General features: G+C 39.9%; 22 protein-coding genes. 12 read left to right on the forward strand and 10 right to left on the reverse strand.

Annotated features, from left to right (window positions below; all coding sequences use genetic code 11):
- Positions 1–103: 103 nt before the first annotated feature.
- The gene (locus V7783_RS03405; RefSeq protein WP_335677546.1) at positions 104–1,216 is read left to right on the forward strand and encodes a VarG family subclass B1-like metallo-beta-lactamase; all 1,113 of its coding nucleotides are present in this window, start codon (positions 104–106) and stop codon (positions 1,214–1,216) included.
- A 176-nt stretch (positions 1,217–1,392) separates the two neighbouring features.
- Here the strand turns inward: V7783_RS03405 and serS are convergent, their stop codons facing one another.
- The 6 genes from serS to lrp all read right to left on the reverse strand — a co-directional run bounded on the left by serS (position 1,393) and on the right by lrp (position 8,144).
- Positions 1,393–2,691: a serine--tRNA ligase gene (gene serS / locus V7783_RS03410; RefSeq protein ID WP_335677547.1), complete on the reverse strand. Its 1,299-nt coding sequence runs from the start codon at positions 2,689–2,691 to the stop codon at positions 1,393–1,395.
- 9 nt (positions 2,692–2,700) lie between these two features.
- Positions 2,701–3,063: a fluoride efflux transporter CrcB gene (crcB, locus tag V7783_RS03415; RefSeq protein WP_016707454.1), complete on the reverse strand. Its 363-nt coding sequence runs from the start codon at positions 3,061–3,063 to the stop codon at positions 2,701–2,703.
- Between the two features lie 10 nt (positions 3,064–3,073).
- Complete coding sequence (locus V7783_RS03420; RefSeq protein WP_335677548.1) at positions 3,074–4,417, reverse strand: replication-associated recombination protein A; 1,344 nt, start codon at positions 4,415–4,417, stop codon at positions 3,074–3,076.
- 5 nt (positions 4,418–4,422) lie between these two features.
- On the reverse strand, positions 4,423–5,049 hold the full coding sequence (lolA, locus tag V7783_RS03425; protein WP_335677550.1) for an outer membrane lipoprotein chaperone LolA: 627 nt from the start codon (positions 5,047–5,049) through the stop codon (positions 4,423–4,425).
- A complete protein-coding gene (locus tag V7783_RS03430; RefSeq protein ID WP_335677551.1) occupies positions 5,050–7,509 on the reverse strand; it encodes a DNA translocase FtsK in 2,460 nt (819 codons plus the stop codon).
- A 155-nt stretch (positions 7,510–7,664) separates the two neighbouring features.
- The gene (gene lrp / locus V7783_RS03435; RefSeq protein ID WP_335677552.1) at positions 7,665–8,144 is read right to left on the reverse strand and encodes a leucine-responsive transcriptional regulator Lrp; all 480 of its coding nucleotides are present in this window, start codon (positions 8,142–8,144) and stop codon (positions 7,665–7,667) included.
- A 140-nt stretch (positions 8,145–8,284) separates the two neighbouring features.
- Here lrp and ald point away from each other — a divergent pair, with 140 nt between their 5' ends.
- A complete protein-coding gene (gene ald, locus V7783_RS03440) occupies positions 8,285–9,406 on the forward strand; it encodes an alanine dehydrogenase (RefSeq protein ID WP_335677553.1) in 1,122 nt (373 codons plus the stop codon).
- A gap of 72 nt (positions 9,407–9,478) precedes the next feature.
- Here ald and V7783_RS03445 read toward each other — a convergent pair whose 3' ends face one another.
- Positions 9,479–10,276 (reverse strand): M48 family metallopeptidase, encoded by a 798-nt coding sequence (locus V7783_RS03445; RefSeq protein ID WP_335677554.1) that lies wholly within the window; start codon positions 10,274–10,276, stop codon positions 9,479–9,481.
- Positions 10,277–10,469: 193 nt separating this feature from the next.
- On the opposite strand from V7783_RS03445, the gene V7783_RS03450 reads away from it, so the two are divergent.
- The gene (locus V7783_RS03450) at positions 10,470–11,669 is read left to right on the forward strand and encodes a Bcr/CflA family efflux MFS transporter (protein ID WP_335677555.1); all 1,200 of its coding nucleotides are present in this window, start codon (positions 10,470–10,472) and stop codon (positions 11,667–11,669) included.
- Positions 11,670–11,728: 59 nt separating this feature from the next.
- Here the strand turns inward: V7783_RS03450 and grpE are convergent, their stop codons facing one another.
- Together grpE and V7783_RS03460 are read right to left on the reverse strand one after the other, a co-directional pair.
- On the reverse strand, positions 11,729–12,337 hold the full coding sequence (gene grpE, locus V7783_RS03455) for a nucleotide exchange factor GrpE (protein ID WP_064665981.1): 609 nt from the start codon (positions 12,335–12,337) through the stop codon (positions 11,729–11,731).
- Between the two features lie 58 nt (positions 12,338–12,395).
- Positions 12,396–13,361, reverse strand: a complete 966-nt coding sequence (locus V7783_RS03460; RefSeq protein ID WP_064665980.1) for a hypothetical protein — start codon at positions 13,359–13,361, stop codon at positions 12,396–12,398.
- A gap of 100 nt (positions 13,362–13,461) precedes the next feature.
- Between V7783_RS03460 and nadK the strand changes: the two genes are divergently transcribed.
- The 5 genes from nadK to V7783_RS03485 all read left to right on the forward strand — a co-directional run bounded on the left by nadK (position 13,462) and on the right by V7783_RS03485 (position 17,687).
- Positions 13,462–14,346: an NAD(+) kinase gene (nadK, locus tag V7783_RS03465; RefSeq protein ID WP_064665979.1), complete on the forward strand. Its 885-nt coding sequence runs from the start codon at positions 13,462–13,464 to the stop codon at positions 14,344–14,346.
- 79 nt (positions 14,347–14,425) lie between these two features.
- Complete coding sequence (locus V7783_RS03470) at positions 14,426–14,968, forward strand: hypothetical protein (RefSeq protein ID WP_335677556.1); 543 nt, start codon at positions 14,426–14,428, stop codon at positions 14,966–14,968.
- 89 nt (positions 14,969–15,057) lie between these two features.
- Positions 15,058–16,731, forward strand: coding sequence for a DNA repair protein RecN (gene recN, locus V7783_RS03475; RefSeq protein ID WP_335677557.1), 1,674 nt, complete (start codon positions 15,058–15,060; stop codon positions 16,729–16,731).
- Between the two features lie 121 nt (positions 16,732–16,852).
- A complete protein-coding gene (locus V7783_RS03480) occupies positions 16,853–17,278 on the forward strand; it encodes a hypothetical protein (RefSeq protein WP_335677558.1) in 426 nt (141 codons plus the stop codon).
- A 103-nt stretch (positions 17,279–17,381) separates the two neighbouring features.
- Positions 17,382–17,687, forward strand: coding sequence for a GRAM domain-containing protein (locus V7783_RS03485; RefSeq protein ID WP_335677559.1), 306 nt, complete (start codon positions 17,382–17,384; stop codon positions 17,685–17,687).
- Positions 17,688–18,018: 331 nt separating this feature from the next.
- On the opposite strand, the gene V7783_RS03490 is transcribed toward V7783_RS03485, so the two are convergent.
- The gene (locus V7783_RS03490) at positions 18,019–18,372 is read right to left on the reverse strand and encodes a DUF6404 family protein (protein ID WP_335677560.1); all 354 of its coding nucleotides are present in this window, start codon (positions 18,370–18,372) and stop codon (positions 18,019–18,021) included.
- Positions 18,373–18,518: 146 nt separating this feature from the next.
- Between V7783_RS03490 and V7783_RS03495 the strand changes: the two genes are divergently transcribed.
- The 4 genes from V7783_RS03495 to V7783_RS03510 all read left to right on the forward strand — a co-directional run bounded on the left by V7783_RS03495 (position 18,519) and on the right by V7783_RS03510 (position 24,163).
- On the forward strand, positions 18,519–21,023 hold the full coding sequence (locus V7783_RS03495; RefSeq protein ID WP_335677561.1) for a M1 family metallopeptidase: 2,505 nt from the start codon (positions 18,519–18,521) through the stop codon (positions 21,021–21,023).
- A 933-nt stretch (positions 21,024–21,956) separates the two neighbouring features.
- Entirely contained in the window at positions 21,957–22,625 is a 669-nt protein-coding gene (locus tag V7783_RS03500) for a hypothetical protein (protein WP_335677562.1), read from the forward strand.
- Positions 22,626–22,628: 3 nt separating this feature from the next.
- Complete coding sequence (locus tag V7783_RS03505) at positions 22,629–23,495, forward strand: hypothetical protein (protein WP_335677563.1); 867 nt, start codon at positions 22,629–22,631, stop codon at positions 23,493–23,495.
- Between the two features lie 2 nt (positions 23,496–23,497).
- The gene (locus V7783_RS03510; RefSeq protein ID WP_335677564.1) at positions 23,498–24,163 is read left to right on the forward strand and encodes a hypothetical protein; all 666 of its coding nucleotides are present in this window, start codon (positions 23,498–23,500) and stop codon (positions 24,161–24,163) included.
- The last annotated feature ends 14 nt before the right edge of the window (positions 24,164–24,177 follow it).

Here is a 24,177-nt window from a genome sequence, read left to right on the forward strand (position 1 = left end):
TTATAAGATTATGCGTAAATGATCTACATACTATAACAAACATGCATTTTTGATATATTGGTTTTTCATTTATCTTTTCTTAACCTTATTGAGGAGAGAAAATATGAAACTATCCATCCTAGCTTTAACCCCTATTGCTGCTGCAGTGTTTACATTTAATGTAAGTGCGAAAGGCCATGACCATAATAACCAGCGCGCAATTTTATTCCCTGGTGAAACGGTTCAAATCGAAGTAGATCCATCAGCCAAGCAATCACTGAAAATCGGCCAGAAAATCAATAGTCTTTATGAACGCCAGTTTGATGACAGTCAATTCACTATTCAAAAATTGGGCAAAAATACCTACTGGATTGGCGTGAATTATTACAACGCTACCGTTGTGGTTTCCAAAGACTCGGTGTTGCTGATTGACCCGCTTGGTGATGGCCGGATTGATGCTCTTTTTCAAGGCATTCAATCCATCACCGATAAGCCGATCACTGCTATTATGTACTCCCATTACCACCTAGATCATGTCGGTGGTGGTAATCAACTAATTGACTTGATTAAGAAAAATTATCCAAAGGTAGATAAAGTCCGTGTGATTGCTAGTCAAGCCGTGGCCGACAAAATCAGCCACCACGCTGAACTAGACGAAAACGGTGTGAAAACCCCTAAAGTTCCAGCACCAAATGAAGTGTACGACTTGGAAAAACCTCAAATAGTCAGATTTGGCTCAATAAAGCTGAAGATGATGGCACCAAAAGGCTCTGGTCATACACCAGATAACACTATGATTCTAATTCGAAACGATCGCGTGCTGCATTTCGCTGACATGATTAACCCTGATCAATTGCCATTTTATAATTTTGCGGGAGCGGAAGATTTCAATGGTTATGAAGCGGATCTACAAAATCTTCTGAGTAAACCGCTTAGTAAGCATTGGGACTTTATTAATGGCGGCCATGGCAACATCGGTTCAAAAAAAGACGTAAAAGACCTGCTGCAATACATCGCTGATGTTAGAACTGAAGTCGGTAAACAATTGGAAGTGGCGCCCTACACCCCAATTCTGAGGGACGGTAACCACTTCGTTTGGTTTAAGCGCTGGCAAGAAGAGATCATTAACAACGTGCATACCGAACTAGCGAACAAATATGGTCACATGTATGGTTTCGATTCAGGTGCAGTTGAAACCCACGCAGCCATGATTTTGGCAGATATGATCGACCATTAATTTTATTCGGATCAACGGCGCTCTAAGCGCCGTTTTTTTATGACGGAAAAAATGAGCATGATAAGTTCTCATAAAAGCTATTTACCGCCTACAACACATTCAAATGAAAAAGCCGCTGTTCGTTACAAACAGCGGCTTCTCTTCTTAAAGCTTACAGCTCTATAGCTTTAACGAGCTTATTTAATCACTTCAAGTCCGTTCATATACGGGCGTAACACTGCTGGTACTACAACTGAGCCATCGGCTTGTTGGTAGTTTTCAAGTATTGCCACTAATGTACGACCAACCGCTAAACCTGAACCATTTAATGTATGTAGTAACTCAGGCTTCTTCTCACCGGCACGGCGAAAACGAGCTTGCATACGACGCGCTTGGAAATCATGCATGTTTGAACACGATGAAATTTCACGATAAGTATCTTGCGCTGGTAACCATACTTCTAGATCGTAAGTTTTTGCAGAGCCAAAGCCCATATCACCCATACATAAAATCACTTTACGATACGGTAACTCAAGTGCTTGTAGGATTTGCTCAGCGTGACCTGTTAGCTCTTCCAATGCTTGCATTGAATCTTCTGGTTTTACAAGTTGTACTAGCTCAACTTTATCAAACTGGTGCTGACGGATAAGGCCTCGGGTATCACGACCATAGCTGCCTGCTTCACTTCTAAAGCACGGAGTGTGAGCTGTTAAACGAATTGGTAAATCTTTTTCGTCATAGATTTCATCACGGGCGCTGTTAGTAAGCGGTACTTCTGCTGTTGGAATTAAGCTGAAGCCTTCTTGCTCTTCGCCGTCATCGTTTACTAAACCTTTGGTATGGAATAGGTCTTCTGCAAACTTAGGTAATTGACCTGTGCCGTATAGGCTGTCACGATTAACTAAGTACGGTACGTACATTTCTGTGTAACCGTTTTTATCCGTGTGCGTGTCTAGCATAAATTGTACTAGCGCACGGTGCATGCGTGCAGTTGCGCCGCGCATAACAGTAAAGCGAGAACCGGTGATTTTAACACCCATTTCAAAATCGAGACCGTTTAAATCTTGGCCTAAATCAACGTGATCTTTAACTTCAAAATCATATTTTTTAGGCTCACCCCAGGTTGAAACCTCAACGTTGTCAGACTCATCAGCACCTTCTGGAACTGATTCGTCAGGCAAGTTAGGGATAGCTAGCGAGATCTGCTTTAACTGTTCTAAAATTTCATCTTGCTCAGCTTTAACGCTATCAAGTTGGGCGCCTAAGTTACTTACCGCGTCTAATAACGGTTGTGCGTCTTCGCCTTTTGCTTTTGCTTGGCCAATCGCTTTGGAGCTGCTGTTACGCTCACTTTGTAATTCTTGTGTTTTTACTTGTAAAGTTTTGCGTTTTTCTTCAAGTGCGCTGACAGTCGCAGTATCTAGCTCGTAGCCACGTGCTGCTAAGCGCGCCGCTGTTTGCTCGAGATCTTGACGTAATAATTTAGAATCTAACATGTTAGTTTTTTAACCTTTTTGCATTACCAGCTGAAGGCCCAGCCAAGCCATAAAAATACACACCGTCACATTTAAGACGATATTGAGGGCCATTTTAAAAAAGTGACCTTGTTGTAATAACAACAACGAATCCATTGAAAATGTCGAAAAGGTGGTCAAAGCACCTAAAAAGCCAATTCCTATAAGGGTTTTAGCGGGGCTGGCGGTGATAATTTCACGCTCTATCAAACCGTACAAAATGCCCATCAACAATGAACCAAGAATATTAACTGCCAACGTGCCAAAAGGGAATCCCCTGCCCAGTAGTTTTAGCATGGTTTCGCTAATAAAAAACCGTAAGCAGGCACCGGATGCTCCCCCGGCGGCAATCATGAGGTATATCTTAAGGCTTGTCATAACGTTTTATATCACTGTGTAGGTCGCGCTCTTTAAGATAATCGAGCTTTTGTTTAATTTTTTGCTCTAAACCACGTTCGGTGGGAAAGTAATAACGTTTATCGGCGATTTGCTCTGGGAAATAGTTTTCGCCAGCGGCAAACGCGCCTTCTTCGTTATGGGCATAGCGATATTCTGCGCCATAACCTAAATCTTTCATCAAATTTGTTGGGGCGTTACGTAAATGCTCTGGCACCGGATAGCTAGGCTCGTTTTGAGCATCCTGCTTAGCTTGGTTAAACGCAGCATAAACCGCATTACTCTTTGGTGCGCTGGCTAAATACAAGGTTGCTTGAGCAATCGCCCGCTCACCCTCGCCTGGGCCTACCCGCTGAAAAATATCCCACGCATTAAGGGCCACTTCCATCGCACGTGGATCGGCATTACCAATATCTTCTGTGGCAATAGCAAGTAAACGTCTGGCAACATATAGCGGGTCGCCACCACCGGCGAGAATTCTGCAATACCAATACAAAGCGCCATCAGGTGAGCTGCCACGTACAGATTTATGAAAGGCTGATATCAAATCGTAAAATTCATCGCCGCCTTTGTCATATTTAGCTAAATGCGTTGGCAATACTTGGCTAAGTACGTGTTCATCAACCAGATACTGGCCGTTTTGCTCAACGGTTAAATCAATCGCTTGTTCGAGTAAGTTAAGTACTTTGCGGGCATCACCGTCACTTGCTTGGCACAGTGCTTTTTTAGCATTTTGTGCAAGTACAATGGTTTTATTTTTTAGCTCATCATCGTTTGCCAGTGCGCGTTCAATAACATTATGAAGATCAGTTTCTTGCAGTGATTTAAGTACATACACACGAGCGCGGGATAAAATAGCGTTATTAAGCGCAAACGATGGATTTTCAGTAGTTGCGCCGACAAATATAAAAGTACCGTCTTCAATATGCGGTAAAAAGGCATCTTGTTGCGATTTATTAAATCTGTGCACTTCATCTACAAACAATAAAGTACGCTGTGCGCGACCTTCCAAGTTATTGCGTGCTTCGCTTACCGCATCACGAATGTCTTTAATACCAGCAGTGACTGCTGACATTTGAATTAACGCAGCATCGGCGTGATTGGCAATAATTTGCGCTAAGGTGGTTTTACCAACGCCTGGCGGCCCCCATAAAATAAGACTATGGCATCGCCCTGCTAAAATAGCTTGGTAGAGTGGTTTATCTTGGCTCAATAAATGTTGCTGGCCAATATATTCATCTAAACTGGTTGGTCGCATGCGCGCCGCAAGTGGGCGCACATCGGGGCCAAAATTAAAGCCTAAATTACTCACTGTAATTATTCACCTTGGCTTTGGTCGTCTATTTCAACACCTTCAGGAATACTAAATTCAAAGGTGGAATGAGCTAAGCTTTCATTTACTTTAGCGTCACTAAAGGTAAAGGTTGATGATTGCCCTGAACTGTCTTTTACTAATAATTGCGCTAAACCTGTTTCATCTTTTGCAAATACAATGTCCAGTTGTTCCACTTGGCTTTCAACGCCTTGGTTTGGCGTGACACTAAAACCGGCCTCTGTGGCTGTTACTTGATACTTTTGCCACTGCGCAGGGTCTTTTGAGGTAAGTAATACAAACGGTGTTGAATCAATCAAACTGTGAGTATTCATAATCGTTACTTGTTCTGCAAAGCTGTCGAAGTAATAGGTTTTATCGCCATTTGAGACAAATAAAGTGTCATCAGGGCTGGCTTGTTGCCAACGGATCATCATAGGCTGTTGGAGCGCAATATTGCCCTTGCCTTGCATAATTGACTGACCTTGGTCGTCATTCACTTGCTGTTCGAATTGCGCTTGAAAGCTTTTTAATCCAGCAAGTTTGTCTTGTAATGCTTGGCTGTCGTCTGCATAGACAGAGGCTGATAACAGGCAGCTGATCGCCAAAGCTAAATAGTTAATTTTTTTCATTTAATTTGCTCCACCATTGGGCACTAATACATCACGGGCACCATTATGACCTGGTGCGCTCACAATACCCGACGTTTCCATTTGTTCGACTAAACGTGCTGCACGGTTATAACCTACACGCAGCTTACGCTGGACACTTGAAACCGATACCTTGCCTGTTTCAATTACAAATGAGACGGCTTCATCATATAACGGATCTGATTCTTCATCGGCATTCTCACTGGCTTCGCCTGGGAGTAAAATATCTTCCGTGGCGTCACCATTTAAAATTTCATCTATGTAATTAGGTTTAGCGCGCGCTTTCCAATCATTTACTACCGCATGTACTTCATGATCATCAACAAACGCACCATGTACACGCACTGGCACACTGGTACCTGGTGGTAAATACAACATATCACCCATACCTAGTAGGTTCTCTGCACCTTGTTGATCTAATATAGTGCGCGAGTCAATTTTACTTGAAACCTGAAACGCCATTCGCGTTGGTATATTCGCTTTAATTAAGCCAGTAATAACATCAACAGATGGACGCTGAGTTGCAAGTATCAAGTGAATACCAGCTGCACGGGCTTTTTGTGCGATACGGGCAATAAGCTCTTCAACTTTTTTACCAACAATCATCATCATGTCGGCAAATTCATCAATCACCACCACGATACTTGGCAGTTTGCCTAGCTCATCAGGGCCCTCTTTCATACCATCGGTGTCTTTAAACAATGGATCAAGAATTGGGTAACCCGCTTCTTTAGCATCCATTACTTTTTGGTTGTAACCTTTTAAATTACGAACACCTAGAGCCGACATTAGCTTGTAACGGCGTTCCATCTCGCCGACACACCAACGCAGCGCATTGGCGGCTTCTTTCATATCGGTGACCACTTCACATAATAAATGCGGAATGCCTTCGTAAACAGAAAGCTCCAACATTTTTGGATCGATCATGATCATACGCACATCATCAGGGCCCGATTTATACAGTAAGCTTAATATCATCACATTAACGCCCACTGACTTACCAGAACCTGTAGTACCTGCCACAAGTAAATGCGGCATTTTACCCAAATCGGCACAGATTGGCTCACCAGCAATATCTTTACCAAGCACCATAGTTAATGGTGATGGATTTTGCTCAAACTTAGGTGCATCGATTACTTCTGATAAACGCACAATTTCACGATGTTTGTTAGGTAACTCGATACCAACATAAGTTTTGCCGGGTATGACTTCAACAACACGTACACTTACCGCAGATAGCGAGCGGGCTAAATCTTTTGCAAGACCGGTAATTTTAGATACCTTTATACCGGGCGCTAAATCAAGCTCAAAACGGGTTACAACAGGTCCGGGGTATACCGCAACAACCGTAGCTTGCACGTTAAAATCAAGTAGCTTGGTTTCAACTAAGCGTGAAACCGCTTCAAGCTCTTCCGGCGAAATTGGGTTTTTCGCTTTGTCTGGCCTATCAAGTAAATCAAGTGTTGGCAAAGGCGTGCTCGGCGGCTTATCTTCTAATAGCTGTTCGAACTTCTCTTTTGCCGTCGGTGGCGGCTGATATGTACTTTTTGGCTTCGGCATAGGGCGCGCAGGAGAAACCACTGTCGTTACCGGTTTTTCAGGCTCTGCAGCATAACTCTGGTCAAGTGCATTTAAAGCCGCCGCTGTATCCATTGGCTCATCATCAATGGCACTAAAATTAATTTCTTGATCTAGAATATCATCTAAATCATCAAATGCTGGATGCGAGTCTTCGTGAGCAGGTGCGTCTGTATTTGCTTCAGTAAAACGAATCGATGGGGTCTCTTTGCTGGCTTTTGGCTCATCAACGCTCGGCTGCTCGATAGTGACTGGCTTATTTGCTGCGCGTTCACGTTGTAACCATGCTTGTAGATTATCCGCGATAAAATGATAGCTGCGCATGATCCAATCGCCAATAAAGTCGACAAATTGCACCCAAGAGACACCGGTTAACAAGGTTAAACCGGCAAAAAAGAAACACAGCAATAAAATAGACGTGCCGGTAAAATTAAATGCAGGCATCATCGCTGAGGCAATTACATCCCCTACTACCCCACCCGATGAAAAGTTATAAATATCATCAAAATTAATACTACTGATGGCCGTTGCAGAGGTTATAAATAGAGCAAAGCCAATTACGCGAAGCGACAAGGTTGTATAATCGAGTTGAAAAATTTTATGCGGTTGCTTAAATAATAAATACCCAAAAATTTGGATCGCAGCGGGCACTAAATAAGCCAACCAACCAAATGTAAGTAATAAAATATCAGCAATCCACGCGCCAGCGGCCCCAGTTATGTTTCTTACGCTTTCATAACCTGTTTGCGACCAGCTAGGATCAGCGGGATCAAAGCTTATCAATGCACATAAAATAAATATGGCGGCAAAGGTGCTGATTATCAAACCGGTTTCTAGTAGTCTTTGTACACCGTTTAGGCGCATAACTCGCTATTCCTCATTTTCTTTGTACTTCTTTGTACTCATCTCTTAGCAATAGAATACCTTAGCAGGAAATACTTTTTGTTGCACTTGATCTTATACCTACAGCCCACTATATCTTGTTGACGATGGCCTGATTATGAACAGCTTTTTACAATTTAGGCTATATAAGGACGAATTATAACGCCTTGCTCACCTTTAACTTCTTCCATTACCACATAAGTACGGCTTTCGCTTACATTTGGCAGCTTTAGTAGGATGTCGCCTAATACGCCTCGATACTCAGACATATCGTTTACTCGGGTTTTTAGTAAAAAGTCAAAATTACCAGACACTAAATGGCACTCAATAATTTCATCGTGCTTTTTAACTGCGGCGCTAAATTCATCAAATACGTCTGGTGATGTTTTAGTTATTGTTACTTCAACATACACAGAGAGACCTTGGCCAAGTTTAGCAGGGTCTACCACTGCTTTGTAACCTACAATATAACCTTCTCGTTCAAGCTTTTTAACACGCTCTAAACAGGGGGTCGCACTTAAACCTACTCGTCGGGCCAGTTCGACATTTGAAACACGGCCATCGTGTTGTAATTCCATCAAAATCTTACGGTCAATACGGTCTAATAACTCATGCATACAGCCAACTAGTTTTTTACACTGTTTAAATTATATTTTTAGATTATATCACTAGCATGTTAATTAAAAAAGGTGAGACACACTGGCTTGTCATGAATATAATAGTGAAAAATTTTATCCCGTTCTAACAAGGCAATATTATGATTATCGGTGTACCTAAAGAAATTAAAAACCATGAATACCGTGTAGGTATGGTCCCTGCGAGTGTTCGTGAGTTAGTAAACCACGGCCACCAAGTTTTTGTTGAAACTGACGCTGGTATGGGCATTGGTTTTACTAATGACGACTACATTCAAGCTGGTGCTGAAGTGTTAGCAACTGCAGCAGACGTTTTCGCAAGCGCAGAGATGATCGTAAAAGTAAAAGAGCCGCAAGCTGTTGAGCGTGCAATGCTTCGTGAAGATCAAATTCTTTTCACTTACTTACACCTTGCACCTGATCTTCCACAAACTGAAGACCTAGTGAAAAGTGGCGCAGTATGTATTGCTTACGAAACTGTGACTGATTCACGTGGTGGTTTACCATTACTTGCTCCTATGAGTGAAGTTGCTGGCCGTATGTCTATTCAAGCGGGCGCACAAGCACTTGAAAAATCTAACCACGGCCGTGGCATGCTATTAGGTGGCGTACCAGGTGTAGAGCCTGCTAAAGTAGTTGTGATCGGCGGTGGTATGGTTGGTCGCAGTGCAGCTCAAATGGCTGTTGGCCTAGGTGCAGATGTTGTGGTACTTGATCGTAACATCGACGTACTACGTGCCCTTGACGCACAGTTTGGTAATAAAGTTAAAGCTATTTACTCAACTGCTGATGCCCTTGAAAAGCATGTACTTGAAGCTGATCTTGTCATTGGTGGCGTACTTATCCCTGGTGCTGCTGCACCTAAGCTTGTAACTGCTGAACACATTAAAGCGATGAAGCCTGGCTCTGCTATTGTTGACGTAGCAATCGACCAAGGTGGTTGTATCGCAACGTCTAAAGCAACCACACACGCTGATCCTACATTCATCGTTGATGAAGTAGTTCATTATTGTGTTGCTAATATGCCAGGTGCTGTGCCACGTACATCTACGTTTGCACTTAACAATGCAACATTGCCTTTCATCATTAACCTTGCTAACAAAGGTTATAAGAAAGCATTACTTGATGACGCTAACTTCCTTAAGGGTCTTAACGTGATCAAAGGCCAAGTAACTTATAAAGAAGTTGCTGAAGCATTCAACATGCCATACGTTGATCCACGTACTGCTGTTGAAAATGCATAATTAGCATTTAAGAAATTAAAAAGCCTGTGAGTTTTTGCTCACAGGCTTTTTTTATGCCTTTAGAAAATAATACTACAGCTTACACTGTGGGTTTTTACCCGCTGCGTTCGCCGTTTTTTGCTCATTCAATGCCTCTGGTAATTTTGCTTGTAACTCTTTAATTCGATTACCCGGTGCCGGGTGAGTAGACATAAACTCAGGTGTACCGCTACTGCCCGCTTTACTCATATTTTGCCAAAGGGTAACTGATTCTTTTGGATTAAAGCCCGCTTTTGCCATTAAGTCTAAGCCCACTTCATCAGCCTCAGATTCATGTGAACGGCTAAAAGGTAATATCACACCGTACTGCGCGCCTAAGCCAAGCCCCTGCATGATTTCGTTTCGGTATTGCACGTTCCCCATTTCAAGGGCTGCACTGCCCGCTTGCATACCCGTTTGTAGCATTGAGCTTTGCGATACACGCTCATTTGAATGTTCAGCAATAACATGACCTACTTCGTGACCAATTACAGTCGCAAGCTGATCTTGGTTTTCAGCTACTTTTAATAAGCCCGTATGTACACCAATGTAACCACCGGGTAATGCAAATGCGTTAGCTGAGTCTTCCTCAAAAACCACTACTTCCCAAGCTTGGCTTGCGTATTGTTGTGGTAATACTGCAATCACATCATCCGCAATACATTTTACATAGGCATTTACAGCCGGATCATTATTAATTTTTTGATTCTTTTTCATGTCAGCAAAACTTTGCTGACCCATTTGACTCATTTCTTGATCAGAATAAAGCGCAATTTGCGTGCGTCCTGTGGGTGATGTTTTACACCCTGCTAATACTGCAGTGGCAAGCACAGCCAAAACTAATTTTTTCATTGTATTCCCTCAACTAACATTTAATTATCCCTAGAATAGCAAACCAACTTGTGATTGAACATATTGCAATAGCAGCTAAACCCAGAAGTTATATTATTTATATGTTAAAGATGATAGTTAGCGTGCAAACTAAGTACCAAAGACACAGGAGCACTGTTACAATGTAGGTCTCTTTTTATTTAATGGGTGAATCATGCAAGACTCGGTCTCTTTGAATAAGCGCATTCTGTTACCATTACTTGCCAGCATAGTAGCAATTACACCATTGGCAATTGATATGTACTTACCTGCAATGTTAGTTATTGCTAATGATCTCAATACCACTATGCCCAATGTACAAATATCGTTAAGCTTGTACTTAGCAGGCTATGCGCTAGGCATGTTATTTTTTGGTCCAATAGCGGATCAGATTGGTCGTCGGGTACTTACCAAATTTGGACTGGCATTATTTGGCGTAAGCTCAGTCGCCTTAGCCTTTTGTAATGATATACATCTATTTTGGGCGCTGCGTGCCCTGCAAGCATTTACAGGTGCTGCGGCAACCGTGGTAGTACCGGGGATCATTCGCCATATCTATAAACAAGATACCGCTAAAGGTATGTCTTATGTATCAATGATCATGATGGTGGCTCCGTTGATAGCCCCTACTGTGGGCTCTATGATCATGGGCTTATCTCACTGGCAAACTATCTTTTTAGTACTGGCAAGTTACAGCTTTGTAATTTTAGCGCTAGTGCAATTTTACCTCATTGATATTCCTATTTTTAAAAGCCCACTAAAAGGCTTTGCGCTGTTTTTTGATAGCTATAAAACCGTGTTTAAAAATAAAGATACCCGTGCCGATATTGCCAGTTCAATGTTTGTATCATTTGGCTTTTTTTGCTTTTTAACCGCAGTACCGTTTGTATACCTTGATTACTTTAAAGTGTCAGAGCAGCTATTTGGTATTCTATTCGCGTTTAACGTAATGGCGCTTATGTTTGGTAACTTTTTAAATACCCGGTTAGTGCCAAGAGTAGGCTCGCGAAAAATGCTCTATTATGGTTTAGCCGTTGGCTTTGTTGCCGGTACTGCGCTACTGACCTTTAGCATATTGCACTTGTCACTGTTTTATATAGTCGCAGCAATAGCCCCCTTAATGATGAGTTTAGGGGTGACAGCAAGTAATGCAGATGCACTCATTTTGATGCAGTTTGAAGAGCGCTCTGGTACTGCTACAGCAGTTATTGGGACCTTACGTTTTGGCAGTGGCGCATTAGTGGGGCCAATTTTAGCGCTGATGCATGCACAAAGTGCAGTACCATTTTCAAGCTTAATGTTCAGTGCATTAGTGCTCACGCTTATCGCGCAACTTTGGCACAGAGCTAGAAACAAAAAAAATGCCCGTAGTTAACGGGCATTTTTTACTAAGTTAGTTACTTAACTAACTTAGTGATTAACTAGGCAACCTACTTATTCAGCCGCTTTAGATACCATCACCATTGCCGGGCGTAATAGACGACCATTTAATGTGTAACCTTTTTGCATCACTGCTAATACAGTGTTAGGTGTTACATCATTACTTGGTTGAATCGACATAGCTTGGTGAAACTCAGGATTAAACTGCTCACCCTGTGGGTTTACAATTTCAACACCAAATTTTGCAACCGCATCATTAAAGCTTTTCACAGTCATATCAATCCCTTCAAGCAATGGCTTTAAGGTTTCGTTTTCTTTGTCTGAGAACTCAATAGCGCGTTCTAAGTTATCAATAACTGGCAATAATTCGTTGGCAAACTTTTCAAGTGCAAATTTGTGGGCTTTCTCTACATCTTGTGCAGCACGACGACGCATATTGTCTACATCTGCGGCAGCGCGAACAACACCGTCTTTTTGACTAGCAATCGTTTGTTTTGCTTCTTCAAGCTCTGCATATAGCATAGCAATCTCAGCTTCAGGGCTAACTTCTTCGCCTTCGTGAGCATCGGCAGCTTCTACAGCGGCTTCGACTTCTGCTTGCATTTGCTCTAGTTCTTCGTTTAATTCGACTTCTTGCTCTGGTGATTTTGTCTGCTCAGACATAATTTAAGTGCTCCAATTCTTTTCAATTGCGGTAATTATGGGGATTGAATCAAAAGATTCAAGAGCCAAATGACTCGATTAATTTAAATTCTTGAATGATTGCTTCAATTTGCGCCGATTTAGGACAAATTACACAAAAACGACTTTGATATTCTTGATTTTGAAAATACGGTACGCTGATCACCATTAATTCATCACAATCAGTAAATGGTAATTGAGCGGTGTTTAATACTGACACGCCGTTTTTAAATGCCAATTTATCTTCCACAAAATTTAAAAATGACACGCCGATGTTTAAGCTTTGCTCACAATCAATTTTCCGATAGAGATAATTTTCGCCAACGACTATGCTGTTATCTGAGCCTAATTTTTGGCTCAACTCTCGCGTCCATTGGTGTAATGAATCATGACAATTACGTGGCGCAGTATTTGCCATCGCTTGCATACGATACAAGCCTTCCATTAACGTTTGTTGACTAAACACCGTATTAAGCCAAGTAGCAAACTGATAACGCAATGTATCTGACGCCTCATCAGGCTTGTGAATACAAATATTATGACTTTGCCCTGCTCTATCAAGCAATAATATAAGCCAATCATTACTATCAAAATCCAGCACTTCAACTCTAAAAACATGCTGCGAGCTGACTTGTGGTAAACCAACGCAACAACACACTTGATAACGCTGGCTCAAGCCATGGGCAAGCTCGACTAATTGCGCTTGTGCTGGTTGCCAATATTGGGCTATATCAGCAAGTGGGAAAAACTCACTTAGCCAGTAATCAAAGCCTGCATTAGTAGGTACTCGTCCGGCAGAGGTATGCGGTGAATATAATAGGCCAATTTTTTCAAGGCGTGACATGGCATTTCTAACCGTTGCAGAGCACACTGCCATGCCTTTTTGTTTTGCAATACGACTCGACGCCACGGGTTGCCCTTCACCATTACAGTACAGGCTCATCACGGCGGAAAATATTTGCTGATCTCGAGGGTTTAAATTCATAGTATCTACATCTTGCTGCATATAGGGGATATCGGGGCGCAATGAGTTTATTTCAAGGTTATTTTCAAACTTACCATTTATAGGTTACTCTATTGATATTAATACTATTGATGCATTTATCATGGAATCACCGTTTAAAACCATAGGCTTAATTGGCAAACCAAATCACAGTGGCGCAGCTGCAACTTTACAGCGCTTGTACACTTTTTTAAATGCGTTGGGCTTTGATGTACTATTAGAGCAACGTACAGGGCACCAGTTAGCCGATGTTCCTAAGGAAAAGTTAGTCAAATTAATAGAGCTAGGTGAGCGAGCTGATCTTGCTATTGTGGTCGGTGGTGATGGTAATATGCTCGGTGCGGCACGGGTTTTAGCCCGCTTCGATGTTGCTGTAATTGGTGTGAATCGAGGCAATTTAGGCTTTTTAACCGATTTAGACCCAGAAGGCTTTGAAGCCAGTTTAGAACAAGTACTAAGTGGCCAATACATTGAAGAAAAACGTTTTTTACTCGAAGTGGAAGTATACCGCCACGCCGAGTTAAAAAGTGCTAACTCAGCAGTTAACGAAGCGGTTTTACATGCTGACAAAGTGGCCCATATGATAGAGTTTGAAGCCTTTATTAATAATGACTTTGTATTTTCACAGCGCTCTGATGGTTTAATTGTATCAACGCCTACAGGCTCTACCGCCTATTCACTATCTGGCGGCGGACCAATTTTAACCCCTGAACTTAATGCAATTTCATTGGTGCCGATGTTCCCTCATACATTATCCAGCCGACCTTTAGTAGTCGATGCGGATAACGAAGTACGCTTAAAACTTAGCTTAGAAAACACCGATAGCTTACAAGTGAGTTGTGATAGTCATGTGGTGCTTGCCGTATTACCAGGCGATGAAGTACTGATCAGAAAAGCTGATAAGAAATTACGCCTGATCCACCCTAAAAATTACTCGTATTATCATGTACTAAGAACCAAGCTAAATTGGGGTAGCCGTTTGTATTAATTTCATTGCGCTTACAGACACTTTAGAGCAAAATAGCTTAAAATTTATTTATTACCTTTTTCAGGGAAATTAACACATCATGACTTATGTTGTTTTCTTTGCTTTATTATTATTGATCACCCTTCTTGGTAGCTATTTAGTGATTGAAAATAACCGCCGTAAAGCACTCGCAGCAAAAAAGAAGTTATTTAATACTCGCGTCAACGAAGTGAATGCGAATCTAAAATCAAAGCTCAATGAATATTATGAAGCAAAAATAATCCGTCCAAAATACATCCCGCGTTTACAGGTGATTGTTAGTAATTTTTTTGTTGTGCAAGCCCATAACGACGAAAATTTACTTTATTTAGAGCGCGTTGTAGAGTCCTTTATCAGTACGCTTAATAGCGAACTGGCAAAAACTTATGTGACCGGTGAACGTGATGCGCTCGCAGAGCGTTTAGATTTTTTTGTTAGTGAACTGCCCTCTGCAGGCTTAGCTTACAATAAAACCTTTTACCATGAATTATTACCATCGATGATCAAAGTTTTATGTACCAGCGAATTATCAGCTAACCCTAGCGATTATGAAAAAGCTATTGATCCAGCAAACAATTTTGACACTTCAATAAATGAGCATTAAATAAACTCGCTAATTTAATAAAAAATTAATTTGCAAAAACCCAAAACACTGTATAAATTAACAGTTAATTGACTGGATGGATAAACAGTATGTTAATTGGGTTAGAAATTAAAAACTTTGCAATTGTAAGCAATTTAAGCACCGAATGGCAAAGCGGTATGACGGCCATTACAGGTGAAACCGGTGCGGGTAAATCAATCGCTATTGATGCATTATCATTGTGTTTAGGGGAACGTGCTGAAGCATCAGCCGTACGACCCGGCACAGAGCGCGCAGAAATTTGTGCACAGTTTGATATTACTGCCCTGCCCCTTGCTCAGCAATTTTTAGAACAACAGCTGCTCAGTAATGCTGATCAAGAGTGTTTATTACGCCGCGTGATCTGCAAAAATGGCCGCAGTAAAAGCTATATCAATGGCAGCCCTGTAACCGCCGCACAGCTTAAAGAGCTCGGCCAACATCTGATCTCTATCCATGGCCAACATGCACATCAACACCTGTTGAAAAGCGAGCATCAATTACAACTACTCGACGCATATGCTGGGCATCATACCCTTGTTGATAATGTGCGAAATCAGTATCGCCATTGTCAAAACCTACAAAAAGAATTTACAGCCCTTGAGCAAGCCCAACAGCAACAAGCTGCACAAAAACAGCTATTAGAGTACCAAGTTGCTGAGCTTGATGAGTTTGCCTTACAAGCCGATGAGTTTAGCGATATTGAGGCTGAACATCACAAATTAAGCCACAGCCAAACGATCCTCGAAGCATGTCAGCGTGAGTTGCAATACTTGTATGAAAGTGACGAACAAAACGCCTGCTCAATGTTACAACATAGTGCGCAGCAATTTGCAGAGCTGGCAAACTTTGATGAAAGCTTAAATAGTGTTGCTACATTGTTGGCAGAAGCCGCTGTACAAGTAGAAGAAGCTAGCCGTGAAATTCGCAATTACGCAGAGCAAACAGAGCTTGACCCTAGCCGTCTGCTCGACGTTGAAGCTCGCTTAAGTGGTGCGATGGATCTAGCGCGCAAGCATCATATAAAACCAGAGCAATTAGTGGAATTTCATCAGTCAATTAGTCAAGAGCTTGAATCGATCAGTACCAATTCAGCAAGACTCAATGAGCTTAATGACGAAATACAAACCGCACTTGATGACTACCACAGTGCCGCAACCGCACTTAGTGCAAGTCGTCAAAGTGCAGCGCATACTTTAAATGAATTGATCAGTGCGAGTATGGCAAACCTGTCAATGGAAAACGGCCTGTTCGAAATTGCTTTAAAACAAGAGTATGACCGAGCACCAAATAGCTTAGGTTTTGACGGCATTGCCTTTCTAGTTTCGACTAACCCAGGCCAACCGTTACAGCCATTGTCAAAAGTTGCCTCAGGTGGCGAACTGTCACGTATCAGCTTAGCGATTCAAGTTATCATTGCGCAAAAAGTAACAACTCCAACCCTTATTTTTGATGAAGTGGATGTGGGTATTTCAGGGCCGACCGCCTCTGCTGTTGGTAAGTTATTACGCCAACTGGGTAAATCAACTCAGGTTATTTGTGTAACACATTTACCACAAGTGGCCAGCTCAGGACATCAGCAATTTTTTGTTGCAAAGGAAATTGCTGATGGTGAAACTTTCACGCAAATGCTACCACTGAATAAACATGGCCGTATTGATGAAATTGCCCGTTTACTTGGCGGCGATAATATAAGCAAAACAGCCAAAGCTAACGCCAAAGAATTAATTATGGCGCATGCTTAAAACTGTTGCTTACAGAGTCAATAATGCAATTAATACTGCAATTAATGCATCCTTTTACACAACATTAGCAAGCCTTACTGACGGTTGTAAGGCTTGAAAAGAACCTAAGTACACTTTTACAATGATGAAAAAAACAGACACAACAAAATTAGTAAGCCTATTGTTTAGCTTAATGCTACTGAGCGGCTGTAATGACTACCTTATCACTGGCGGTGCATCATCTTTCTCTGCATGGCAGCCACTATTAATCATTGCAACTAGTTGCTTGATGTTAATTCCAATACTGAGTTTAGCGCTGTTGATATTTAGCCAGTGGAAGCATATTCAGTTTAAAATTACCCTACAGCGTTATTTGCATGGTTCACTCATTTTAATGCTCGCTATTGCTTGGTTTATAGAGATAGGTTTAGTGCAACCTACTGATAGTCGTGCAGATTTAATGCTAACTTTATTCGCACTTGGTGCGCAAATGGCGTTGGTTTTGTTTGCGTTTGTGCGTGTAAATAAACAGCAAAAAATGCTCTACCGTGCTAATAACTTTTTATAAATCGTTGTAAACACGGCCTAAACAAAACATTTTATTTACATGATTGACACATTAAGGTTACCCGCATACACTCAAGAAAATAATAAAATCGATGGAGTGAATAATGAACGCAACACAATTAAAACGCTGTTATGCAACATTACAACTAGGAGTCGGTAAAGCAGATGGTCGTCTTACTTTGACTGATAATATACTGCACTTTGAAGCACTTAATAAACAGCTTCGTTTAGGCTGTTACGCGATAAAACTTAATAATATTTCTCGTGTTGAAAAATGCTCAGGCAAAGCAGCCGGTTTGATCCCTATCACAACATCTGGGATTAAAATAACCACTAAAGAAAATCATCACTTAGAGTTTATTTTAGCTGAACCCGATGAGTGGCTTGATTGCTTACAAGCGAGGCATTAAAAAGGTTAAAGGGACAAGTTGCTAGGTTGTAGGTGCTAGGGAAAAGCCAAAACAGTCCAGTGTTAAATTTACCACCGTTTGTTGAGTTGAGTGTAACGAAACTCAGCCATGAATGATTAAAACTGAATGGCGGCTTTGAGCGATAACCGTTCGGTCGCTCTAACACTCTTTTGGACAAAAACGTATTAGTGTATTTATTCGGTAACGCTCTGTTAAGGGGTGAGTAACGCAATACCGAAGCCACCTCATATCGCCTTAAACACTAAAACCAACGCATAGCACAAATGCCACGCGTTACGAATCCCTCTTGAACAGTTTGTAGGTTTTGGGCTTATTCTCTCAATGAACCCCAGTCTGTTAGATTTAATTGCTTGCAACTAATGTAGTAGAGGGTTGCCATAACTAAACCAAACAATGCGCCAGTAAGTAACGAGATATAAACTGCTTCTAAAACTGGTTTACCTAGCTCGCTCCACACAAGAAAGCATTGGAAGATTCTCCAAACCGGAGCAAAAAAAGCCACACAAAGCATAACGTTTGCGAAAAAACTCTGATGATAAGGCGGTGGTAAATATAGCCCAAGTTTGCGTAACAACTTTACAAGTGGAGGGTTGTAGTCCGACTTCCAAACACCTTTATCACTTAATTCTTTGTGCGCAAATTGTAGCTTCGTTTCATAATCCATGTAATAGAGCTTGCTAAATTCAATTTGTTTATGTATTCCAGATGATGGTTGTTCTAATTCTAATTCTAATTCTAAAATAACTTTTATTTCAACAAGGTAGCTGTTAGTGTCGGAGTTTTATAGCAAATTAAATGAAGGAATATTGCTTGAAGTATGTTTTAGCTTTTTGTTTCTTCTGTAGTGTTTATTCTTACGCGACAGGAGTTAATAACTATCGACTACCCCAAGAAATTACTCTAGATTCACAAGTCGTCAATTTAGAATTAGATCCATCAAAATCTACCTTTAGTGGCACCACAATTTTATCGTTAGATATTTCTTCACCAAAAGATACTATTAGCTACCACAGCCATGGTTTAAATATTCAGTCTGTGGAACTTTTAATGGATGAATTATCAACAAACTTACCGGTTGAAACGGCAAATAACTATGACATTGTTAAGCATAAGCTCGATCACAACGTTAGTGGTCAGGCAAAGTTAGCTATTAAGTTTATTGGGAAATTCTCTAGTCACGGACAGGGTCTATTTGTACAAACAAGTGGTGCAGAGGCAGATTATATTTTCTCACAATTTCAGCCAATGCTTGCTAGGCAAGTCTTCCCTAGTTTAAATGAACCAGATAAAAAAACATCATTTCAGTTTACTTTAACCATCCCTTCAAATTTAACGGCGCTTCACAATACACGTGCTCTTTCTACAAAAATTGATTCAAATAAAAAAACGATTAAGTTTGAAAAAACGGCTGTAATTCCGACAGATGTTTTAGCAATCGCCGTAGGCATGTTTGATAGCAAGAAAATGGAGGAGACTAAATACAAGAGTACTTTGTTTTCGCCACAAGGTTTACAGTATCAATATCATGAAGAATTGCCTCTATTAATCAATAACACAATTGATTATTTGTCAGGCTACTTAGGTAAGCCTTTTCCTTACGACAAATTAGATTTCTTCATCGCACCGTTTGACTCTTCTGCTGCAATGGAGAATGTTGGCTTAATTGCGCTTAGCCCAAAAGAAATTCCCTCGGCCGGAGCAAGTAGCTACGATATGTGCGTGTTCCGAAAACTCGTTGCTCATGAAGTTGCACATATGTGGTTTGGTAACGATATCACTATGCAGTGGTATGACGATTATTGGATGAATGAGTCTTTTAGCGAGTTTTTTGCAGCACAAGTAGTGACTCATTTTTATCCCACAGAAGCACAGTGTACTTATACGCCACAATCAAGTTCATTAGAAAGTGACAACGACATGGATCGAGCTGTAATTACTGAAGTGAAGGTAGCTTCAGAGCAAGATGGAACAGGTCAGCTTGTTTACAGTAAGGGCTTTTCTATACTGGCTATGCTTGAGCAGGCAATGGGAGAGGATGAATTTAAAGAGTCAATTCGCGAGTATGTAAAGACTTTTCAAGGCACAGTTGTGTCATTCGATAGCTTTAAACGCTATATCCCTAAAAACCTAGTAGGAGTGGCCTCCTCATTTTTACAACAGTCATCATATCCATTAGTGACCTTGTATCGTAAAGATGATGCACTTTACTTAAAGCAAGATAACTTCTTTAGGCAAAATAAATTGTGGAGCATTCCGCTTACATTGAAAATTTATAATGTTGGCAATGAGGTTTCTTATAAAAATGTTCTGTTAAATACTCAAACAATGTTATTGAGTGAAGTTTCACCTTCATCGCAGGTTTTTATAGACACCAAAGGTGTGGGTTACTTTAGGTATATTGATAAAACAGATAACGCTGAATTTCCACTTCATTTGCTCAGTGATGCAGAAAAGCTGTCTTATATGGAAAATAATGATGCATTGGCAAGCGCAGCACTCGTTGATTATATAGATTATGTTGATACGCTAGTACTAACGCTAAATAGTTTACCTACAGACAGTGTTGAATCCTTAAAAGCACTGAATAGCCTCATAGACTCGTTTATTGAATTTGTACCAAGCGATTTAAAAGCGCCTTACAGTAGTTATTTACAAGCAAACTTACCAAAGATTATTGATTGGCAAACTGTATTTAACAAAGAAAATGGTGGAGCTTGGCTTTCGTTTTATGGTGTTTATTTGAAATCTGACAGTGCAATAGCCTTTGCTAAAGGAAAAATAAAACAAGGTAAAGTTATTGATTTGCCGGCACGCAGTTCCGTGCTGCGAGTAGCCGCCGCAAACTCTACAGACAGTGAATATTTAGCGCTTTTATCTATGTTCAATAGTGGTGACATTACATTTAAAGAAGATGTTTTGGACTCAATTGGCTACACATTAAAAGAGGATCAAATTAAAGCGTTTTATGAGTTACTGCTCAGTGATTCAACTACTGAGTTTGTTATTGATTACCGTTTCCAGTTTCCAGCATTTTTTGCAGAAAATAGAGAATTTGTTGCTGCATATTTTTCAAAAAATAAAGGCCGTATTTTAAAGCGGATTCCAAAAGAAGGCGCCCAATGGGTTGTTTATAATTTCATGACCGCTTGTTCAAGTGCAGATAGTAAATTGATACAAGATACTTTTGAGGGATGGAAAAACATAGATGGTTTATCAAGTAAATTAGAGGTTATTTTAAATAAGGTTGGAGAGTGTGCTAGGAGCTCAAAAGCGAAAGTGAAAAACTTAGAGCAAAGGATTTATGGTAAAGCTTAAAAATTCCCAAACTATAATAATTACCATGTGATTGGGGCCATTAAATTGTCTAAATATTCCCAACCTAAAACTAAAAACTCTATAATGAAAAATGCGGTCTAAAAAACTGCATTTTCCCAAACTATAACTCTAGTAAAGGTGAGCAGAAATGTTCACCTTTTTATTTGTGAAGATACGACCAGACAAACTCTTTTTTGGACAAAAATGAGTTAGAGTTAACGGGCCGCTCTGTGCCATAAGCAGACCTTGAGTCACTTAGCGATTAAGGCAGCAATGATACGAAACCAGACATTAGCCTTGGCTTATCTAATGGCATCGAACCTGACAAAGGGGACATAAGTATTTCGTACCTACAGAGTAAACTAAGCAAATATTAGCGACAAAATTAATTTACTCAGTAATTCGTCAAATGGCGCTAACTTTGTATTTGAAATTTTCTATCCATATTCGAATTATAGAAAAAGTAACCATAATTTTTTTGTCGGGCGGGGAAAACTATATGCTTGCCATGCAGGCTTTATTAAGAAGATGTTATGCACTATCAAGTTTTGAGGAATAGCTTAGCTTTACCTAATACCAATCTGAACACATCAAGATAATCAACGAAAACACTGGTTTTCCGCTATCCAATACCGAAATGATAAGAATAAAAAGAGTAATTACAAGTAAATAGTAGGAGTACATAATGAACTCATCACCGTCCAAAGTTGAGCATACCTAATTTGATAGAGAAATATGAAACGGCTTGAATTTTTCTCTATGGTAAATCTAGCATTTGAGCACTAGGCGTTAAAAATTTTAATTTGACTTTTAAATAAAATAAGTTACTGTCTTGGGTGTGGTTAAAATATGAGCGGCACGAAGATCTTTAGCTTACATTTCTGCACTAATGATACCTAGACTGTCGTGACAAATTAAAATAAGAGTACATGGATGATGCCTTACATTACAAAAGTTAGCTTCAGTGAAGATGGGTTCAATAAAATTATAGGCAACCTGATATCACAACGTCCCAGCACGTTTAATTATGGGACTAATTTTTTTCATCTAAACCCCAGCAATTTTTGCGAGTACGATGGGACAACATATTACGCCCCTTACTCAACTAAAATGGAAGCCATAGAGTTCCCTGGTATTGAAAAAAAACTTCAATACTGCTTTCAAATAAGAAGTTTAAACATAGATTTTCACCCTAAAACATTTTCTGCGAATGATATTGATATTCCCAGTCAATCTTTTCAAGTGTATCTAAAAATATGTTTAGGTATACAATTTGATAACTCAGAAAACATATGCTCTTGTTTTTCCATCATAACTAGCGGAAAGTTTCTCAGGATATTTGATGAGGGTATTGAGTTTTTGGTTCCAAAAATTGACTTAATAACTATCCCTGAAATTGAGCCAATTAGTTTACGCGGTATATTTGAAAAAATAGTTACACAAACGCTGAATAATAAAATATTTGAGGAAATGCGCACTAGTGTAAACTCTATTTCATTCCAGTTAGGTGATAGTTTTAATTTTCAACTTACCCTTTCTCCTGAACTACCTAACCCGTCGATTTCAAAAGATATTCTATCAATTAAAATGATTAAAGATTAAATTATGAGCGATATAAAAATACAAGTAAAAGAGAAGTTAATAGATGATATTTTCCAAGAGCAAAAGAAGCAGGTAAAAATTGATGAAAGCTTCCCTTGGTCAGATGGCAGTTTTAAGGTAAGAGGTAAGGTAAAGGCGCATCTTAAAGAAGGGGAAATCAGAATTGTACGGGCAGGAACAAAATCACACCTAGAAATTAAAGAACTAGACATCGTTTGGGAAGACGTAAGATTTCAATTTGGTATAGATATACCGACGGTTACTATTGGTGGTGGCTGTGTTCTTAGAGCATTCGGCAGATGTAGAATTCGCCTTCCTCGTAAGTCTTTTTTTAAAAAATCTATAGATATGCGAACTCCAGAGATTAGGCTACCTAAATTTAGAAGTGAAATATCTATGAGCGCTTATCCAATAATAAACAAAACTGATAGTAGTTATAAGGTTTTTTTAAAACCGACTAGACCTGATATCGATTTTGTTGATATTCCAGATACCGTTGGAGATGCGTTAGATTCATTTGTCGATTTAATTGTAGATGATATTTTAGGCTTTTTACCGAGGTGGGCTAGAGGTCTAATCAAGAGAATTCTTGGAAATTTAACAAAGTTGGTTCGACGTTTATTAGATTTGGGAGATGACATTGAAGAATGGCTATCCAGAGTATTAAATACTAGCTTAGGCTTATTTGATATCGTGGCAGATTTATTGCTAGCCTTTTTTGGACCAAAATTTGAGTTATTCGAACTTAATGACCCTTACCCAATTCTGCAAGGAACTGAAACTTTAAAGCCAGTCATGTTAAATATCAAAGATTTGAACTTAAAACTTGATGTGCCTGAAAAAGAATTAATATTAAACGTAGAGTTTTAATTATGATAGAAATTAATAAATCACTAGTTCAAAACTTCAGTTTAGATACAAACTATATAACGCCTCCTTTGGACTTTTTAGTTAATTTAAAAGATGAAGGCATGTATATTGGCGAAGTTTTTAAAGACGATAGATTTTATTGTAAAATTCAAATTTCTTGCAAGAAATCTGCACCAGACTATCAAACCGATATAGAGTTATCTGAATTGTCATCGATTAAACCAAATCACTTTGAGGTATTACCTGATGGTTACGCAGTGTTTTATCTCTCCGAAGGTGAAGAAAAATATAATATTCAACTTGAAAAAAATGATGACTTAATTTTTGATAACCAATCAATATTGGGTAACGAGCTTGTTGGTATTACATTGTTTACTCCCGGCGATTACGAATGTACAAATGATTCACCTGTAAGCTCTTTATCGATTAATGTGACTGAAGTATCAAATGACCAATATAACGAAAATGAACCGATTGAAGTTGAAATAATTGAAAGTGGTTTCTCCAAATCCGATATTACTATCGAGTCAGGTCAAGCTATATTGTTTAAGCTCGCTAAAGATAGCAGGCTACGAATAAATCCAATAAATAATCAAGAAGAGAAAAAAATGAAAGCTTCTTGGTCTGAATCCGTGAAAAGTATCAAGAAGCAAAACACGAAGTCTTAGAGTATAGGGCAAAT

This window comes from Pseudoalteromonas sp. (assembly GCF_036960685.1).
Classification (GTDB): Bacteria; Pseudomonadota; Gammaproteobacteria; order Enterobacterales; family Alteromonadaceae; genus Pseudoalteromonas.

What these genes read in the sequence shown, in the direction of transcription:
- V7783_RS03445 (WP_335677554.1), bottom strand. Translation starts at nt 10,276, where the DNA reads ATGAAAAAATTAGTTTTGGCTGTGCTTGCCACTGCAGTATTAGCAGGG.
- V7783_RS03430 (WP_335677551.1), bottom strand. Translation starts at nt 7,509, where the DNA reads ATGCGCCTAAACGGTGTACAAAGACTACTAGAAACCGGTTTGATAATC.
- ald (WP_335677553.1), top strand. Translation starts at nt 8,285, where the DNA reads ATGATTATCGGTGTACCTAAAGAAATTAAAAACCATGAATACCGTGTA.
- lolA (WP_335677550.1), bottom strand. Translation starts at nt 5,049, where the DNA reads ATGAAAAAAATTAACTATTTAGCTTTGGCGATCAGCTGCCTGTTATCA.
- V7783_RS03485 (WP_335677559.1), top strand. Translation starts at nt 17,382, where the DNA reads ATGAACGCAACACAATTAAAACGCTGTTATGCAACATTACAACTAGGA.
- V7783_RS03405 (WP_335677546.1), top strand. Translation starts at nt 104, where the DNA reads ATGAAACTATCCATCCTAGCTTTAACCCCTATTGCTGCTGCAGTGTTT.
- lrp (WP_335677552.1), bottom strand. Translation starts at nt 8,144, where the DNA reads ATGCATGAGTTATTAGACCGTATTGACCGTAAGATTTTGATGGAATTA.
- nadK (WP_064665979.1), top strand. Translation starts at nt 13,462, where the DNA reads ATGGAATCACCGTTTAAAACCATAGGCTTAATTGGCAAACCAAATCAC.
- V7783_RS03490 (WP_335677560.1), bottom strand. Translation starts at nt 18,372, where the DNA reads ATGGATTATGAAACGAAGCTACAATTTGCGCACAAAGAATTAAGTGAT.
- V7783_RS03510 (WP_335677564.1), top strand. Translation starts at nt 23,498, where the DNA reads ATGATAGAAATTAATAAATCACTAGTTCAAAACTTCAGTTTAGATACA.
- grpE (WP_064665981.1), bottom strand. Translation starts at nt 12,337, where the DNA reads ATGTCTGAGCAGACAAAATCACCAGAGCAAGAAGTCGAATTAAACGAA.
- V7783_RS03480 (WP_335677558.1), top strand. Translation starts at nt 16,853, where the DNA reads ATGATGAAAAAAACAGACACAACAAAATTAGTAAGCCTATTGTTTAGC.
- V7783_RS03470 (WP_335677556.1), top strand. Translation starts at nt 14,426, where the DNA reads ATGACTTATGTTGTTTTCTTTGCTTTATTATTATTGATCACCCTTCTT.
- recN (WP_335677557.1), top strand. Translation starts at nt 15,058, where the DNA reads ATGTTAATTGGGTTAGAAATTAAAAACTTTGCAATTGTAAGCAATTTA.
- crcB (WP_016707454.1), bottom strand. Translation starts at nt 3,063, where the DNA reads ATGATTGCCGCCGGGGGAGCATCCGGTGCCTGCTTACGGTTTTTTATT.
- V7783_RS03505 (WP_335677563.1), top strand. Translation starts at nt 22,629, where the DNA reads ATGAGCGATATAAAAATACAAGTAAAAGAGAAGTTAATAGATGATATT.
- V7783_RS03460 (WP_064665980.1), bottom strand. Translation starts at nt 13,361, where the DNA reads ATGCAGCAAGATGTAGATACTATGAATTTAAACCCTCGAGATCAGCAA.
- serS (WP_335677547.1), bottom strand. Translation starts at nt 2,691, where the DNA reads ATGTTAGATTCTAAATTATTACGTCAAGATCTCGAGCAAACAGCGGCG.
- V7783_RS03500 (WP_335677562.1), top strand. Translation starts at nt 21,957, where the DNA reads ATGATGCCTTACATTACAAAAGTTAGCTTCAGTGAAGATGGGTTCAAT.
- V7783_RS03450 (WP_335677555.1), top strand. Translation starts at nt 10,470, where the DNA reads ATGCAAGACTCGGTCTCTTTGAATAAGCGCATTCTGTTACCATTACTT.